Source organism: Frigidibacter sp. SD6-1 (assembly GCF_030143255.1).
In the GTDB taxonomy this organism is placed as follows: domain Bacteria; phylum Pseudomonadota; class Alphaproteobacteria; order Rhodobacterales; family Rhodobacteraceae; genus TMP-24.
Map to the genome: position 1 here is coordinate 223,826 of NZ_JARJNR010000006.1, position 17,141 is coordinate 240,966.

Consider the following 17,141-nt stretch of genomic DNA (forward strand, 5'->3'; position numbering starts at 1 on the left):
AATTCCTAGCCCCGGATCACCGGGGTGCGCGGCATCTCGCTCAAGACCTCCGCGCCCTCGGGCCTGAGGAAGACGACCTCCTCGAGCCTGACGCCGAACCGGTCGGCCAGATAGACGCCCGGTTCGATCGAATAGACATTGCCGGGGCCGAGCGGGCGTTCGGAGGCGCCGCTGATGTAGGGTTCCTCATGCAGTTCGATCCCCAGCCCGTGGCCGGTCCGGTGCAGGAAGTTCGGGCCATAGCCCGCTTCGGTGATCACGCCACGCGCCGCGCGGTCGACCTCGCGCGCCGCCACGCCCGGCTTCGACGCGGCAAGCGCCGCCTGAACCGCGCCCTCGACCACGCCCGCGACCGTCAGGAACTCCGCATCCGGGTTTGTGCCGAACCAGCCCGCCCGCGTCATGTCGGACGGATAGCCCATGAAACGGCAGCCCGCGTCGATCAGCACCGCTGTTTCGCGCGTCAGCCGCGTTTCGCCGGTGTGATGGTGACAGAAGGCGCCGTTCGCCCCGAAACAGACCGAGATGAACTCGGTCCTTGCCCCTTCCGAGGCGTAATGGGCCGCGATCACCTCGGCCACGTCCTTTTCCGTCATCCCCTCGCGCAGTGCATCGAACCCTGCCATCACCGCCCGGTCGTTGATGAGCGCGCTGGCCTTCAGCGCGCGATATTCCGTGTCTTCCTTCTCTGACCGCAGCGCGCTGACGGTCCCGTGGGTGAAGGTCCGCCGCGCACCCGGCAGGGCATCGAGGACGCGCAAGGCGAAATCGGCGCGCATGCCTTCGTCCAGCGCGACATTCAGGTTCGCCGGATCGACGCCGGTGGCGGCGATCAGATCGCCAAGCGCGACCGCAGGCCCTTCGTCATCGCGCCAGGTGTGGAACGGAAGGTCGGTATGCTGGCGCACGCTGGCGGCATTCAGCACCGGCATCAGCATGCCCGCATAGGCCTGCGAGATGAACAGCATCACCGGCCGCTCGTCGCCATGCGGGTCGAGACCCGCAAGCCAGCGCAGATGGTTGGTCGGGCCGAGAACGGTCAGGTCGACGCCTTCTTCCTGCATCCTCTGCCTCAGTCGCGCAAGCCGCGCATCGGTCACGTTGGCCAAGGTTTGTGCCGTCATCTTCAGGTCTTCCGTCTCTTGTCTGTGCCATTGTCCGGCGGCGAAAAGGCGCCCGCGCCCGGTGTGTGGAAAAGGGTAAGCGTGCCCGACCAGAAGATCCGGGCCGGGTCGGCGCCATCGTTGCGATAGGAATGCGGGCTGGTGCCGCGATAATGCAGGCTGTCGCCGACGCCGAGGGTGAACTCGGTCGCATCGACGACCTGCACGATCTCGCCGTCCATCACATAGACGATCTCCTCGCCTTCATGGCTGACCGTCTCGGATCGGAAGCCGGGCGGCACATGCATGATGAAGGCGGAAAGCTCGTTGCCGGGAAACTCCGCGCCGATCCGTTCATACTGGATCGACGAGCCGTTGATCGAGAACCGCATCCGGTTCCCGGCGCGCGTCACCGAATCGGCGGGACGGGGCGTGGCAATGAAATAATCGACGCCTACACCAAGGGCCTTGGCGACCTGCGCGAGCGTGCCAAGCGTCGGCGTTGCATTGTCGCGTTCAAGCTGGCTGAGATAGCTGAAGGAAACGCCCGAACGCTCGCCAAGCTGCTGCAGCGTCAGATGCAGCTGGCGGCGGCGTTTCCGGATCAGGTGGCCGATCACACCGACCGGCTTTTCACCCGCTTCAGACATTCTCAGCAGTTCCTCCCCAGGGACCGGCTACTGGCTTACACTACAAAAAATTTTTCTCAACCCAAAAACTTTGTCTCTACCTCAAGATGTCGAAGATCGGCGCAGATCGGCCTGTCCTCATCCGCTCTCGTGCCCGTCCGTGCAGCATGGTCGGCGGCGACGACCGTCAACGCCTTTGCAAGGCGACACGGCCGGTATCGCAATCTCACATGGTTCGGTCATGATATCCACAAAAGCCCACATTTCCTGTTGACAGAGGCCGCTCCGCCGCGCGTTACTTTCTCTCAGCGCGCGGTCGCCGGGGGGGGCGGCCAGAAGACGCTGCCAACAGATTTCAGGGAGTTCACAGATGACCGCCAGACCGACCTCACCGCGTGTCGCCCTGACGCGCCTGACACTTGCCATGCTTCTCGGCTCTGCCGCTGCAGCCGGTGCGCAGGAATCGACCGACCCGATCAAGCTGACCCTGCATGACTGGACCGGCCAGCTCATCACCACCGAGCTGATGGGCGAGGTCCTGAAGAAGGCAGGCTACAACGTCGAATATGTGCAGGCCGACTATCTTGCCCAGTTCGCAGGGCTCGAAACCGGCGATCTGCACGTCGCCATGGAAATGTGGGAAACGACGGGGCGCGAGGCGATGGATGCCTCGACCGCCACCGGCAAGACCGAGGTCTTGGGCCCGACCGGCATGAAGGCCAAGGAAGAATGGTGGTACCCCTCCTACATGAAGGAAAAATGCCCGGGCCTGCCGAATTGGGAAGCCTTGAAGGACCCGGCCTGCGCCGAGGCTTTCTCGACCGCCGAAACCGCGCCGAAGGGTCGGTACCTTGGCGGCCCCGTGACCTGGGGCGGGTTCGATGACGAACGGGTCGAGGCGCTGGACCTGCCGTTCGAGGTGATCCATGCCGGGACCGATGCCGCGCTCTTCGCCGAACTGGAAAGCGCCTATCAGCGTCAGGCGCCGATCATGCTGTGGATCTATGCCCCGCACTGGGCGCCCGCGAAATACGAGGGCGAATGGGTCGAATTCCCGGAATATTCGGCCGACTGCTACAATGATCCGGCTGCGGGCCTGAACCCCGACCTCGCCTATGACTGCGGCAAACCGTTCGGCGAGATCTGGAAGGTCGGCTGGGCGGGCCTCAAGGACAAATGGCCCGGCGCGCACAAGGCGATCACCGCCTTCACCATCGACAATGACGAGATGGGCGCGATGATCACCGAGGTCGACCTGAACGGCAAGACAGTCGAAGCCGTGGTCGCCGACTGGATGGGCGCGAACGAGGCGCGCTGGAAGGGCTGGATCGGCCAGTAAGGCCGCTCCGCAACCCCCATCGTCAACCTGACCGGGCGGCAGCCGCTGCCGCCCCCGTTCGAGCTTCGCCCTCATGACCGCGCCCGCCACGCTGATCTGCCGCAATGTCTGGAAACTGTTCGGCGCCGATGCCGAACGGCGGCTCGCCGCGCTCGGGCCCGCGCCGTCGCTTGAGGCGCTGCAGGGCGCGGGCCTCATCCCGGCGGTCAGGGATGCCAATATCGAGGTGCGGGCAGGCGAGATCTTCGTGATCATGGGGCTTTCCGGTTCGGGCAAGTCGACGCTCGTGCGCTGCCTGTCGCGCCTCATCGAACCGACGGCGGGCGAAATCCTCTTCAACGGCCGGAATCTTCTGACCGCGAGCGAGGCGGAGATGATCGACATCCGCCGCCACAAGATGGGGATGGTCTTTCAGCATTTCGCCCTTCTGCCGCACCAGACGGTTCTGGAGAATGTCGCCTTCCCGCTGGCGGTACAGGGCGTGGACCGCGCCAGACGTGAGGCGCGGGCGCGCGAGATGATCGCGCTCGTCGGCCTCACCGGCCGCGAAAGCGCCCTGCCCCGCCATCTGTCGGGCGGCCAGCAACAGCGCGTGGGCATCGCCCGCTCGCTCGCCGTCGAACCGGAACTGTGGTACCTCGACGAGCCCTTCTCGGCGCTCGATCCGCTGATCCGGCGCGAATTGCAGGGCGAGTTCATGCGTCTGCAATCAGTCCTGAAGAAAAGCATCGTCTTCATCACCCATGATTTCGACGAGGCGATCCGGCTGGCAGATCGGATCGCGATCATGAAGGACGGCGCGATCGTGCAATGCGGAACGCCGGAAGAAATCGTCATGAACCCCGCGACCGATTATGTGCGCGAGTTCACCCGTGCGGTGCCGAAGGCCAAGGCGGTGCGCGTCCGCACGGTGATGCAGCCCGGCCCGCCTTCCGATGCGAACGCCCCGACCGTCGCCGCGACCGCGACCGTCGCCGACGCGAGCCCCGCCTTCCTAGCAGGCGCCTCAGAGGTCGCGGTCGTGGATGCAGACGGCGCGCCTGCCGGGCGGCTCAGGCGGGAAGATGTGGTGCAGCTCCTGCTCGGGGGCGGCGAGGGATGAGCGCGGCTGACATATCGCCGGAGGACACCGGCCGAAGATCGGGCGCCCGCTGGCTTTGGCCCTTGGCGCTGGCGCTTTTCGTCCTTCTGTGCCTTGCCGGCGCCGCGGCCCTGCCCTGGGCCTTCGACTATCCCAAGGGACTGCGCATCCCGGCCCAGCGCTGGATCGGTTCCTTCGTCAAATGGCTGACGAACGAGGCCGCGATCGGCCCGGTCAGGTTTTCCGACGTCACCCGGTTCATCGCCGCCGTGATCGATGTTCCCTACCGCGCGGCGCTCAGCCTTCTGTCCACCGGCTTCCTGAGGGGCGAGGGCAGTCAGGCGATCCAGCTTCTGCCACCGATCCCATGGCCCGCCGTCATCCTGCTTTTCGGCCTGGTCGGCTATTGGGTGCGGGGTCGGGCGACGGCCCTTCTCGCGATGGGGTGCTTTCTTTTCATTGCGATCTTCGGCCAGTGGCAAAGCGCAATGGTCACGCTCGCCTCGATCCTCGTGGCTGTCCCCATCGGCGTGATCGGCGGGTTGCTCATTGGCATCGCGGCCTTCCGCCACCCGTGGCTCGACCGGGCGATGAAACCTGTTCTCGACCTGATGCAGACGATGCCGGTCTTCGCCTATCTGGTGCCGATCCTTATTCTGTTCGGCTTCGGCCCGACCGCCGCCGTGGTCGCGACGCTGATCTACGCCATGCCGCCGATGACGCGGTTGACGACCCTGTCGCTGCGCCGGGTCCCGTCCGAGATCGACGACCTCGGCCGCATGGTCGGCTGCACGAGGCGACAGATGACCTGGCGGGTACTGGTTCCGGCGGCACAGGACGCGCTGATGGTCGGGGTCAACCAGGTGATCATGCTGTCGCTCAACATGGTGATCATCGCCTCGATGATCGGTGCGGGGGGCCTCGGGTTCGATGTGCTTGCCGCACTCCGCCGCCTCGACTTCGGCGCGGGGCTCGAGGCGGGCTTCGCCATCGTCGCCATGGCCGTGGCGCTCGACCGGCTGAGCCAGGCCGCGGCAGTCAGGCAACGCGCCGCCCCCGTCGCCGGCCCCTGGCATCGCCGGCATCCCTGCATCGCCGCTGCGGCCCTGATCATCGTGGCGGGCTATGTTGCGGGTCAGTTCCTGCCAGCGGTCCGGCAATACCCCGAAGCATGGGAGCTTTCGACCTCCGCCTTCTGGGCGGCGGCGGTGCAGTGGCTGAATGTCAATTTCTTCGACTATTTCGAGGCGATCAAGAACGCGATCCTTCTCAACCTTCTCGTCCCGTTCAAGCGGCTGATGGTCGGCCTGCCCTGGGCGGGTGTCACCGCCTTTCTTGCCTTCGCGGGCTGGCGCATGGGCGGCTGGCGGCTGGGGCTTCTGACCGGGGCGCTCGCCTTCCTCATCGCCGCCACGGGACAGTGGGAAAAGGCGATGATCACGCTTTACCTCTGCGGCATCTCGACCGCGATCGCCATGGCCATCGGCGTGCCCGTGGGCATCGCGGTGGCCACGCGCGACCGGCTCTGGCGCGCGGTGCAGCTGATCATCGACACGCTGCAGACCCTGCCCTCGTTCGTTTATCTGATGCCGGTGGTCATGCTCTTCCGCGTCGGTGACTTCACCGCGATGATCGCCGTGGTGGCTTACGCCATCGTGCCCGCGATCCGCTATACGGTCCTCGGCCTCCGGGGCGTCGATCCGCGCCTGATCGAGGCGGGCCGGGCGATGGGCTGCACGCCCTTGCAGATCCTCTTCCGGGTCCGCCTGCGCCTCGCCGCGCCCGAAATTCTCCTCGGTCTCAACCAGACGATCATGTTCGCGCTCTCCATGCTCGTCATCACCGCGCTCGTCGGCACCCGCGACCTCGGGCAGGAGGTCTATATAGCGCTCACCAAGGCCGATCCGGGCCGGGGCCTCGTTGCCGGTCTCGCCGTCGCCTTCATCGCCATCATCACCGACCGCCTCATCAATGCCGCCGCCGCCCGCACCCGCGAGCGGCTGGGCCTGACGACACACTGACACGCCCAAACGCGCCCCCCAGCGGGCAAAGACCAAGGACCAGACATGACGCTTCCCTCCCATGCCCAGATCGTCGTCATCGGCGGCGGCATCATCGGCGCATCGACCGCCTATCACCTCGCGCGCGACCACAAGGCCGATGTGATGCTTCTGGAACAGGGCAAGCTGACCTCAGGCTCGACCTGGCATGCGGCGGGGCTGGTGGGGCAGCTCCGCTCCTCCGCGTCGATCACGCGCGTGCTGAAATATTCGGTCGACCTTTACAAAGGGCTCGCCGCCGAGACGGGGCTTGAGACCGGCTGGAAGATGACCGGCTGCCTGCGCCTTGCGACGAATGCGGATCGCTGGACGGAATACAAGCGTCTGGCAACCACGGCGAAAAGCTTCGGGATGGAAATGCATCTGATCTCGCCCGAAGAGGTGAAGCGCATGTGGCCGCTGATGGACGTCTCCGACCTTGTCGGCGCGAGCTGGCTGCCGACCGACGGGCAGGCATCGCCATCAGACATCACCCAGTCGCTTGCGAAGGGCGCGCGGATGCACGGGGCGAATATCCATGAAGGGGTTAGCGTCACAGGCTTCCGCATGGACGGCGCGCGGATCACCCATGTCGAGACCGACAAGGGCGTGATCGCCTGCGAAAAGGTCGTCAATTGCGCGGGCCAGTGGGCGCGGCAGGTGGGCGCGATGGCGGGGATAAACGTGCCGCTGCAGGCGGTGCGCCACCAGTATATCGTGACTGAAAAAGTGCCCGGGCTGTCAGGGGACGCGCCGACGCTGCGCGACCCCGACCGGCGCACCTATTTCAAGGAAGAGGTCGGCGGCCTCGTCATGGGAGGCTACGAGCCGAACCCCCAGCCGCTCGACACTGGCGATATTCCGAACGACTGGCAGTTCCACCTGTTCGAGGATGATTACGACCATTTCGAACAGCATCTGGTACAGGCCATCGCCCGGGTTCCGGCTCTGGAACAGGTCGGCGTCAAGCAGATGATCAACGGGCCCGAAAGCTTTACACCGGACGGCAATTTCATCCTCGGGCCAGCGCCAGAATGCGTGAACATGTTCGTCGGCGCCGGTTTCAACGCGTTCGGCATCGCATCGGGGGGTGGAGCTGGCTGGGTGCTGGCCGACTGGGTGATGAAGGGCGAGGCGCCGCTCGACCTCTGGGTGGTCGATATACGCCGTTTCTCGGACATGCACCGCGACCGGCAATGGGTTTCCGATCGCACCTGCGAAGCCTACGGCAAGCACTACACGATCGGCTTCCCGCATGAGGAATACACATCCGGCCGCCCCCGCATCACTTCTCCGCTCTACGAACGGCTGAAGGGGCATCGCGCGGTCTTCGGCTCGAAGCTCGGCTGGGAACGGCCGAACTGGTTCGCCCCTGAGGGCGTAGAGGCGAGGGATATCTATTCCATGGGTCGCCAGAACTGGTTTTCCCATGTGGGCGAGGAGCACCGGCACGTTCGCGAGGCGGTGGGCATCTTCGACCAATCCTCCTTCGCCAAGTACGAGGTGACTGGCCGCGATGCCGCCCGCGCGCTCGACTATGTCTGCGCCAACGACGTCACCAAGGCACCGGGGCGGCTGACCTATACCCAGCTTCTGAACTCGCGCGGCGGGATCGAGGCCGATCTGACCGTGGCGCGGCTGGCCGAGGACAGGTTCTACCTCGTCACCGGCACCGGCTTCCGCACCCATGACCTTGCCTGGATTTCCGAGCACCTGCCCGACGCCGATGTGGCCATCCGCGACATCACCGAAGACTGGGGCACGCTTTCGCTGATGGGACCGAAGGCGCGCGGTGTTCTGGCGCGGGTGACCGGGGCGGATGTTTCGAACGCCGCCTTCCCTTTCGGCCATGTGCGCGAAATCGAGATTGCCGGGGCGACGGTCAGGGCGCTTCGCATCACCTATGTGGGCGAACTGGGGTGGGAACTGCACGTCCCCCTCGCGGCTACGGGCGCGGTGTTCGACGCGCTGATGGCTGCCGGGGCGAGCGAGGGCATCCGCCCCGTCGGCTACCGCGCGATTGAATCCCTCAGGCTCGAAAAGGGCTATCGCGCCTGGTCTTCCGACATCACGCCGAACGACACGCCGTTCGAAGCAGGCCTCGGCTGGGCGGTGAAAATGCGTCGCAACGCCGATTTCATCGGGCGAGCGGCACTTGAGGCGGTCGCGGGCCAACCGCTGAAGAAGCGCCTCGCGGCGTTCACGCTCGACGCGCCCGAGGCGGTCCTTGTCGGACGCGAGACGATCCTTCGAAATGGCGAGACGGTAGGATACCTCACGTCCGGCGGCTATGGCTATACGGTCGGCAAGTCCATCGGCTACGGCTATGTGCGCAAGGCGGATGGCGTCAGCGACGGGTACCTGACCTCGGGTCGATATGAGCTTGTCGTCGCGAACGAACGTTTCCCGGCGCAGGTCACGCTCGAGCCGCTTTACGACCCCGGCACCCTGCGTATCCGCGCCTGAGGTCAGTGGCGGCGAAGCGCAAGTGCGATGCTGGGGACCGTGCCGGTTTCGCCGGGCATCGAGACGTAGGGCTCGGTCCGTTCGACGATCGTCACCTTTGGTGCAAGGGCGGTCACATGATCCGCGAACCCGGCGGACCACAGGCTGGTCTTGACCGTCAAGACGATCACGCCGCCGAGGCGGCAGATGCGCACAAGCTCATCGAGCCCTTCCGGCCCGACATGGCCGGTGGTGAAGACGCCGGCCGAGACAATCCCGGCATAGGCCCCGTCCGCGAACGGCAACGGCCCGCCAAGAGCGAGCCGGTGAAGCTGCCGGTAGACGCCCTTGCGCGCCGCGACGGCAAGCATCCCTTCGGACAGGTCGAGCGCGTCCGTCTCGGGAAAGCCCACGATCCGCAGCCATTCGCCCACGAGGCCCGTCCCCGCCCCGGCATCCAGCAGGGGCGCCGCCCCGCGCGGCAGATGGCGCGCCAGAAGCGCAAGGCAGATGCTCGGATGCCGATAGCCCGCCTGCGCCATCTCTGCCTCGTAGGTCTGGGCCCAGCCGTCATAAAGCGCCGCGATCTCGTCCGGCGACCCCGCCTGATAGACAGCGCCCAATTGCCCGCCGTGTCCGTTCTCTGCCATCGCACTCTCCTGCCGTCACGGCCGATGATAGCCAGCGCCGCGAAAATGTGAAATCGTTCCGGCAGAGGACAGACGGGGAATGAACGCAATGACCGACGATCCGGAGCTTCTTTCCACACTGGCCGCGATCCCCGGGGCGTCCGGCACGCCCGAGCGGCTGGGCGGGCTGACGAACCGCGTCTACCGGATCGGCGATACCTGCCTGCGTCTGCCCGGCAAGGGCACCGAGGAATATATCGACCGCCGCAACGAGGCGGTGGCGGCACGCGAGGCGGCGCGGGCGGGCGTCAGTCCGGAAGTCATACACATGGACGACGCGACCGGCGTCATGGCCACGCGCTTCATCGAGGGCGCGGTGACGATGAGCCCGGAAAGCTTCCGCGCGCGGCCCGGATCGCCCGGACGGGCGGGCGCGGCCTTCCGCAAGCTGCACACGTCGGGCGCGGTCTTTCCCTTCCGGTTCGAGCTTTTTGCGATGATCGACGATTATCTCTCGATCCTCGCGACAAAGGATGTGGCATTGCCCGATGGCTATCACGATGTGGTGGCCGAGGCCGGTGCGGTGCGCGAAGCTTTGGCGGCCCATCCCCTGCCGCTCGCCCCATGCCATTGCGACCCCCTGTGCGAGAATTTCCTCGATACGGGCGCGCGGATGTGGATCGTCGATTGGGAATATTCCGGCATGAACGATCCGATGTGGGATCTGGGCGACCTGTCGGTCGAAGGCGGCTTTGACGCGGATCAGGACGAAGAGATGCTCATGGCCTATTTCGGGGGCGCACCCGGTGCCGCCGACAGGGGGCGGATGGTGATCTACAAGGCGATGTGCGACCTTCTCTGGACGCTCTGGGGCCTGATCCAGCTGGCCAACGAGAACCCCGCCGACGATTTTCGCGCCTATGCCGACGGGCGCTTCGCCCGCTGTCGGGCGCTGATGGCGACCGCCGATTTTGGCAGGCATCTCGACGCCGTCCGCCACGGCTGAACGCCCGGCCTCACGACAGGCTTGATTTCCCAACTCCGATACCCCGATCTCCTGTCTGGGTATGCGGCGTTACGCTCAAACATTGTCAGACAAAGATTGAACTATGTCTGACAATGTGTATGATCTGATTCCATGGCGGGAGGGGAAATGGCACTTCAGGCGAAACCGACGACCGAGAAGGCGGGAACGGAGGAACGCTCCGTGCTCGACCGCCTCGTCGCGCTGATCGAGGAAGAAGGGATCGATGTCGGCGACCGGCTGCCGCCGGAGCTTGACCTTGCCCAGCGCCTCGGCGTCGGCCGGTCCACTATCCGGGAAGTGCTGAAAAGCTGGCAAAGCATGGGGATCGTCACCCGCAACAAGGGTGCGGGCACGACGCTTGCCGCCGAAGTCTCGCGCCGCTCGATCCATGTGCCGCTGACGCTGCGCCTCGAAGCCGAAAGCCTGATCCGTACGCACGCCGTCCGCCGCCCCTTGGAGATTGAGGCGGTACGCCTTGCGACCCGCAACGCCAGCGACAAGCAGCGCAAGGTCATCCTCGCGCGCATGGCCGAACTGATGGCGATCTTCGAGGCGGGCGAGGAAGACTGGCGCCCCGCCGACCACCGTTTTCACGCCGCGATCCACGAGGCGACCGGCAACCCCCTGTTCCTGCAGATCATCTGGCAGATCCACCATGCGTTTCACGACGTCTATCAGACACCTTTCGGTCAACCGAAGCTCGGCGAGGCGACCATCCCGATGCACCGACCGCTCGCCGAGGCGATCGCGGCAGGCAACGAGGAGGAAGCCGCCCGCATCACCGCCCGGATTCTCGACCGTGTCGAAACCGAGGTTCGCGAGATCATGGAGCGTGGCGAATGACTGACCTGCCCCATGCCGATCTCGCCACCCTGCTCGCCCAGCCCTACGATGGCGAGGGCGGCGCAATCACCCCGCCGATCGTCCAGACCTCGCTTTTCGCCTTCGCCGATTATCAGGCGTTCGAGGACCGGATGGCGGGCCGCAGCGACGATCCGATCTACACACGGGTGCAGAACCCGACCGTCGCCGCGTTCGAAGCGATGATGGCTCGCGCCGAAGGGGCGGAGGCTGGCGTCGGCTTTGCCTCCGGCATGGCGGCGATTTCCTCGACCCTGCTCGCCTTCCTGAAGCCCGGAGACCGGGTGGCCTGCGTCGAGCATGTCTATCCCGACGCCTACCGGCTGTTCGAGCGGCTCTTGCGGCCTTTCGGCATCGAGATCACCTATCACGCCCCCTCGGCATTCGAGGATGATCCCGACCTGCTGAAAGGCGTCCGGATCGCCTATCTGGAAAGCCCCTCCTCGCTGGTGTTCCAGCCTTTGAACCTCGCAAAGGTTGCGAACCACGCCCGCCGCCACGGCGCGCTGACGGTGGTCGACAATTCCTGGGCCACCCCCGTATTTCAGCGTCCCGCCGAAAGCGGCATCGACATCGTGCTGCATTCGGCCTCGAAATATATCTCGGGCCATTCAGACACGGTGGCGGGCATCGTCACCGGATCATCGGACCATATCGGCCGGATCCGCGACCTGACACTGCCGCTTCTCGGCGCGAAGCTGGCGCCGTTCGAGGCCTTTCTGCTGCTGCGCGGTCTGCGCACGCTCGACGTGCGCATGAAGCGCCATCAGGACACGGCGAGCCTTTTCGTCGACCGGCTGGCGCGGCTGCCGCAGGTCACGCGCATCCATTCGCCGGGAGCAAACAGCGTGCCCGGCCTGACCGGGCGCAGCGGCCTTCTGTCGTTCGAACTTGCGCCCTCGGTCGACATCGCCCGCTTTGCCGATGGTCTTGAGCACTTCCGCCTCGGCGTCAGCTGGGGCGGCTTCGAAAGCCTTGTCCTTCCCACCCAGGTCACGCTTCGGCAGGCGGGCGAACAGAATGCGCCGCAGCGCTTCGGCGTGTCGGACCGTCTTGTCCGGCTGAGCCTCGGGCTCGAAAGCGCGGACGATCTCTGGGCCGACTTCATGCGGGCCCTTACCAAAAGCACCGGCTAACGGTGCGCTGACCAACCGGAGGAAGAAATGAGGATCGCTGGACTTGCAATAACCGCCTTGGCGGGCCTGTTGTCTACTGCCTGCTACGCCGACACGACGCTGAAACTCGTCGAGGTCATCACCAGCCCCGAACGGACCGAAGTGCTGAAGGGCATCGTCTCGGAATACGAGGCCGCCAACCCCGGCGTGACGGTCGAGATCACCTCGCTCCCGTGGGGCGAGGCCTTCGAGAAACTCGCCACGATGGTCTCGGGCGGCGACGTGCCCGACGTGGTCGAGATGCCCGATACCTGGCTCGCGCTCTATGCGGGCGGCGACCAGCTTGTCGACCTCGACAGCCATATCGCCGGATGGGAGCATAGTGGTACCCTGACCGACAAGACGCTTGCCATGGGCCGCCAGTCGGGCGGCAAGGCCTATATGATCCCCTACGGCTTCTACCTGCGCGCCATGTTCTACAACAAGAAACTCTTGGCCGAGGCAGGCGTCGCCGAGCCACCGAAGACCATGGACGAATTCATGGCGGCGTCCGAAGCGGTCTCGAAACTGCCCGGCAAGTACGGCTACTGCCTGCGTGGCGGTCCGGGCGGCGCGAACGGCTGGGTGATGATGGCCGCGACCATGAACGGATCGAACGAGTTCTTCACCGAAGACGGCAAGAGCCGGATCAACGAACCCGGCTCGGTCGCGGGCATCCAGTTCCTGATGGACATGTACCAGAAGGGCTATGCACCGAAGGACTCGGTCAACTGGGGCTTCAACGAGATTGTCGCGGGCTTCTATTCCGGTACCTGCGCCTTCCTCGATCAGGACCCCGACGCGCTGATCGCCATCGCGGAACGCATGCCCGCCGAGGATTTCGCCGTCATGCCGATGCCGGTCGGCCCTGCCGGCAAGGCCTTCCCCACCATCGGTTTCGCCGGCTGGTCGATCTTCAAGACCACGCAGCATGAGGACGACGCCTGGAACCTCGTCGCGGCGCTCTCCTCGCCCGAGGCGAACGCCACCTGGTCCAAGCGCGTCGGCGTGATCCCGATCCACAAGGGCGCCGATCAGGACCCCTATTTCAAGACCGATCAGTTCAAGGGCTGGTTCGAGGAACTCAATGGCGATGCCTGGGTGCCGACGATCATGCCGACCTATCTGGAACAATGGGGTTACTTCACCTCGAACGTCCTGAAGGACTCGGCGCAGGAAGCGCTTCTGGGCACCAAGACCGCCCAGGAAGTGGCCGATGAATGGGCGGTCTTCCTGACCGACGAATATTCCAAGTGGAAAGCCAACCAATGACCACCACTCACGCCAAAGCCACGTCCGGGGAAACCCGGGCGTGGCGCTCTGCCTACTGGCGCTGGCTGGTGGAGCCCTATTTCTACATAGGCCCGGCAGTTCTGACGATCGTCCTTGTCATGCTGGTGCCGCTGACGATCGGCATTTCCTATTCCTTCCAGTCGATCTCTCTGCTGAAGCCCTTCGCGACAAGCTGGGTCGGGTTCGAGAATTACGCCGCCCTGTGGTCGGACGCGAAATTCTGGCGCGCGCTCGGCAACACCTTGCGCTGGACGCTGGGGTCTCTGGTCTTCCAGTTCTCGCTCGGGCTCGGGCTGGCGCTGCTTCTCAACACCACCTTCCCGATGAAGCGGCTCTATCAGGCGCTGGTGTTCCTGCCCTGGGCGGTGCCCACCTTCCTGTCGGCACTGACTTGGGCCTGGCTCTTCAACCCGGTGATCGGCCCGCTGCCGCACTGGATGGCCGCTCTTGGCCTTCTGTCGGAGCCCTACAATATCCTCGGCGATCCTGCGCTTGCCATGTGGGGGCCGATCGCCGCCAATGTCTGGTTCGGCGTGCCCTTCTTCGCGATCACGCTTCTGGCCGCGCTGCAGTCGATTCCGGCCGAACTTTATGAGGCGGCCGAGATCGACGGCGCCTCCGCCTGGCAGCGGTTCACCAAGATCACGCTCCCGTTCCTTGCACCGATGATCGCAATCACCGTGATGCTGCGCACGATCTGGATCGCCAATTTCGCCGACCTGATCTTCGTGATGACCGGCGGCGGCCCGGCGGCCTCGACCGAGATCCTGTCCACCTACGTCTTCAACACCGCCTTCCGCAAACTCGACTTCGGCTATGCCTCGGCGATTGCGGTGGCACTTCTCCTTCTCCTCCTCGCCTATGCCGTCGTCCTTCTGTGGGCGCGGCGGCGGTTCGTGAAACTGTGAAAGGCTGAGCCATGGCCGCGATCCGCCAGACCCATCCGCTACTGAGGGCCGCCAAGGGTGCTGCGCTTTTCTTCTATCTCGCCTTCGCGCTCTTCCCGCTTTACTGGCTATTGAAGATCTCGGTCACGCCCGACCGGCTGATCTATTCCGAGGGCACCGCGCTCTGGCCCAAAACGACAACGCTCGACAATTTCCGCTCCATCCTCTTCCAGTCGGACTTCCTGTCCTACTTCGCCAATTCGGTGACTGTCTCGCTCGGCACCGCCGCCGCGACGACATTGATCGCGGCGGGCGCGGGCTATGCCTTCTCGCGCTTCGATTTCCGGGGCAAGCGCATCGTCATCGCACTCATGCTGGTGACGCAGATGTTCCCGCTTCTGATGATCATCGCGCCGATCTACAAGATCGTGGCGGCTGTCGGGCTTCTGAACTCGCTGACGAGCCTCATCATCACCTACACCGCCTTCAACGTGCCCTTCGCGACCTTCCTGATGCAGTCCTTCTTCGACGGCATCCCGAAGGATCTGGAGGAGGCGGCGATGATGGACGGCTGCACCCGCTTTCAGGCGCTGAGGAAGGTGATCCTGCCGCTGACCCTGCCCGGCCTTGGCGCGACACTGGGCTTTGTCTTCACCGCCGCCTGGTCGGAACTCCTTTTCGCGCTCATGCTCATCTCGAAGAACGATGCGATGACCTTCCCGGTGGGTCTTCTGACCTTCGTTTCGAAATTCTCGGTCGACTGGGGGCAGATGATGGCCGCGGGCGTTCTCGCCCTCATCCCCTCCTGTCTCTTCTTCATCTTCATCCAGCGCTATCTGGTGCAGGGTCTCACCTCCGGCGCGGTCAAGGGTTAGTCAATGGCACGTCTCGAACTGAAGAATATCGCCAAGCGCTATGGTGCCGTCGAGGTTCTGAGCGAGGTCGATCTCGACATCGCGGACGGTGAATTTCTGGTGCTGGTCGGCCCGTCGGGCTGCGGCAAGTCCACTCTTCTGAGGATGATCGCGGGGCTCGAGCCGATCAGCGCGGGCGACTTCCTGATCGACGGGGTACGGATGAACGATGTACCGCCCCGCAACCGCGACATTGCGATGGTCTTCCAGTCCTACGCGCTTTACCCGCATATGGATGTCGCGCGGAACATGGGCTTTTCCATGGAAATACGCGGCGAGGTCCGGGCCGCGCGCGCCGAGAAGGTGGCGGCGGCGGCGAAGACGCTTGGCCTCGCGGCGCTGACCGAGCGTCTGCCGCGCGCCCTGTCGGGCGGCCAGCGCCAGCGGGTCGCCATGGGCCGCGCCATCGTCCGCGACCCGCGCGCTTTCCTCTTCGACGAACCGCTGTCGAACCTCGACGCGGCGCTCCGCGTCGAGATGCGGCTGGAAATCGCGCGCCTGCACCAGCGCCTCGGCGCCACGATGATCTATGTGACCCACGACCAGGTCGAGGCGATGACGCTCGCCGACCGGATCGTCGTTCTGAATGGTGGCAAGGTGCAGCAGGTCGGCACGCCACTTGATCTTTACGAACGCCCCGCCAACCGGTTCGTCGCGCAGTTCATCGGCTCGCCCACGATGAATGTCGTTCCCGTCGATGCCGACGCCGACGGGTTGGTGCTGGGCGGCGGCGCGCGCCTTGCGCTCACCGGCGCCGGTGCGGCGACCACGCTTGGCGTCCGTCCCGAGCATATCGAGGTAGCGGCGCCGGGCGAGGGGCTGATCGACGGCACGGCCGATGTGGTCGAGCGGCTGGGATCGGACACCAATCTTTATGTGAATGCCGGAGACCTCGGCATGCTGACCGTTCGCCGGGCGGGCAACCTCCCTGTGCGGCCCGGCGAACGGATCGGCCTTCACCTTCGCCCCGAAAACCTGCATCTCTTCGACGAGGCGGGCCTCGCGCTGGCCCGCCCCGCCTGAGCCCGAGGACAAGCACATGAAACGTTCCGAGATCAACCAGATCCTCACGGAGGCCGATGCCTTCATCCGCTCGTTCGGCTATGTGATGCCGCCCTTCGCCTACTGGTCCCCCGAGGAGATGCGCGCCGCGATCGCGGGCGGCGCCGATCACGCGGCACGCGGGCTTGGCTGGGACATCACCGATTACGGCCAGGGGCGGTTCGACGCGCTGGGGCTGTTCCTTTTCACCGTAAGGAACGGCCATGCCGCCGACCTGACGCGCGGGCGCGGGATGCTCTATGCCGAGAAGATCATGATCTCGCGCAAGGATCAGCTGAGCCCGATGCACCGCCACAACATCAAGGCCGAGGATATCATCAACCGGGGCGGCGGGACGCTGGTGCTGGAGCTTTTCGCGCCCGACGCCGCGGGCGCGATCGACCCCGACGCGCAGGTCGAGGTGCCGGTCGACGGCATGCTGCGGCGCCTGCCTGCGGGCGGGCATCTGAAGCTCGCGCCCGGGGAAAGCGTGACGCTTCTGCCGGGTGTCTGGCACGCTTTCTGGGCCGAAGGGGCCGATGTGCTGATCGGCGAGGTCTCGACCGTGAACGACGACCGGACCGACAATGTCTTTCGCGAAAAGATCGGCCGGTTCCCGAAGGTCGAGGAGGATGTGGCGCCGCTTCATCTTCTGGTGTCGGACTACTGAGCCGGTCTGATCCGGCGGCGGCGCCTTGC

The 17,141-nt window shown here is 65.3% G+C and carries 15 protein-coding genes; 12 read left to right on the forward strand and 3 right to left on the reverse strand.

The window, feature by feature from the left end:
• Window positions 1-5: 5 nt before the first annotated feature.
• Window positions 6-1,124 (reverse strand): M24 family metallopeptidase, encoded by a 1,119-nt coding sequence (locus P0645_RS13020; protein ID WP_284165018.1) that lies wholly within the window; start codon window positions 1,122-1,124, stop codon window positions 6-8.
• A gap of 2 nt (window positions 1,125-1,126) precedes the next feature.
• The gene (locus P0645_RS13025; protein WP_284165019.1) at window positions 1,127-1,753 is read right to left on the reverse strand and encodes a helix-turn-helix domain-containing protein; all 627 of its coding nucleotides are present in this window, start codon (window positions 1,751-1,753) and stop codon (window positions 1,127-1,129) included.
• Between the two features lie 349 nt (window positions 1,754-2,102).
• On the opposite strand from P0645_RS13025, the gene P0645_RS13030 reads away from it, so the two are divergent.
• From P0645_RS13030 to P0645_RS13045, 4 genes are all read left to right on the forward strand, one after another.
• A complete protein-coding gene (locus P0645_RS13030; RefSeq protein ID WP_284165020.1) occupies window positions 2,103-3,071 on the forward strand; it encodes an ABC transporter substrate-binding protein in 969 nt (322 codons plus the stop codon).
• 73 nt (window positions 3,072-3,144) lie between these two features.
• Window positions 3,145-4,173: a quaternary amine ABC transporter ATP-binding protein gene (locus P0645_RS13035; protein ID WP_284165021.1), complete on the forward strand. Its 1,029-nt coding sequence runs from the start codon at window positions 3,145-3,147 to the stop codon at window positions 4,171-4,173.
• Complete coding sequence (locus P0645_RS13040; protein WP_284165022.1) at window positions 4,170-6,173, forward strand: ABC transporter permease; 2,004 nt, start codon at window positions 4,170-4,172, stop codon at window positions 6,171-6,173. The genes P0645_RS13035 and P0645_RS13040 overlap by 4 nt, the downstream gene beginning before the upstream one ends.
• A 45-nt stretch (window positions 6,174-6,218) precedes the next feature.
• Window positions 6,219-8,657: a GcvT family protein gene (locus tag P0645_RS13045; protein ID WP_284165023.1), complete on the forward strand. Its 2,439-nt coding sequence runs from the start codon at window positions 6,219-6,221 to the stop codon at window positions 8,655-8,657.
• Between the two features lie 2 nt (window positions 8,658-8,659).
• On the opposite strand, the gene P0645_RS13050 is transcribed toward P0645_RS13045, so the two are convergent.
• On the reverse strand, window positions 8,660-9,286 hold the full coding sequence (locus P0645_RS13050) for a class I SAM-dependent DNA methyltransferase (protein WP_284165024.1): 627 nt from the start codon (window positions 9,284-9,286) through the stop codon (window positions 8,660-8,662).
• Between the two features lie 79 nt (window positions 9,287-9,365).
• Between P0645_RS13050 and P0645_RS13055 the strand changes: the two genes are divergently transcribed.
• The 8 genes from P0645_RS13055 to P0645_RS13090 all read left to right on the forward strand — a co-directional run bounded on the left by P0645_RS13055 (window position 9,366) and on the right by P0645_RS13090 (window position 17,112).
• Window positions 9,366-10,271, forward strand: coding sequence for a phosphotransferase family protein (locus P0645_RS13055; protein ID WP_284165025.1), 906 nt, complete (start codon window positions 9,366-9,368; stop codon window positions 10,269-10,271).
• 147 nt (window positions 10,272-10,418) lie between these two features.
• Complete coding sequence (locus tag P0645_RS13060) at window positions 10,419-11,135, forward strand: FadR/GntR family transcriptional regulator (protein WP_284165026.1); 717 nt, start codon at window positions 10,419-10,421, stop codon at window positions 11,133-11,135.
• A complete protein-coding gene (locus tag P0645_RS13065; protein ID WP_284165027.1) occupies window positions 11,132-12,289 on the forward strand; it encodes an aminotransferase class I/II-fold pyridoxal phosphate-dependent enzyme in 1,158 nt (385 codons plus the stop codon). The genes P0645_RS13060 and P0645_RS13065 overlap by 4 nt, the downstream gene beginning before the upstream one ends.
• Before the next feature lie 27 nt (window positions 12,290-12,316).
• Window positions 12,317-13,579, forward strand: a complete 1,263-nt coding sequence (locus P0645_RS13070) for an ABC transporter substrate-binding protein (protein ID WP_284165028.1) — start codon at window positions 12,317-12,319, stop codon at window positions 13,577-13,579.
• The gene (locus P0645_RS13075; RefSeq protein WP_284165029.1) at window positions 13,576-14,508 is read left to right on the forward strand and encodes a carbohydrate ABC transporter permease; all 933 of its coding nucleotides are present in this window, start codon (window positions 13,576-13,578) and stop codon (window positions 14,506-14,508) included. Before P0645_RS13070 ends, P0645_RS13075 begins: the two co-directional genes overlap by 4 nt.
• A gap of 11 nt (window positions 14,509-14,519) precedes the next feature.
• The gene (locus P0645_RS13080; protein ID WP_284165030.1) at window positions 14,520-15,362 is read left to right on the forward strand and encodes a carbohydrate ABC transporter permease; all 843 of its coding nucleotides are present in this window, start codon (window positions 14,520-14,522) and stop codon (window positions 15,360-15,362) included.
• Between the two features lie 3 nt (window positions 15,363-15,365).
• Window positions 15,366-16,424 (forward strand): ABC transporter ATP-binding protein, encoded by a 1,059-nt coding sequence (locus tag P0645_RS13085; protein ID WP_284165031.1) that lies wholly within the window; start codon window positions 15,366-15,368, stop codon window positions 16,422-16,424.
• Between the two features lie 16 nt (window positions 16,425-16,440).
• Window positions 16,441-17,112 (forward strand): D-lyxose/D-mannose family sugar isomerase, encoded by a 672-nt coding sequence (locus P0645_RS13090; RefSeq protein WP_284165032.1) that lies wholly within the window; start codon window positions 16,441-16,443, stop codon window positions 17,110-17,112.
• Window positions 17,113-17,141 lie beyond the last annotated feature (29 nt).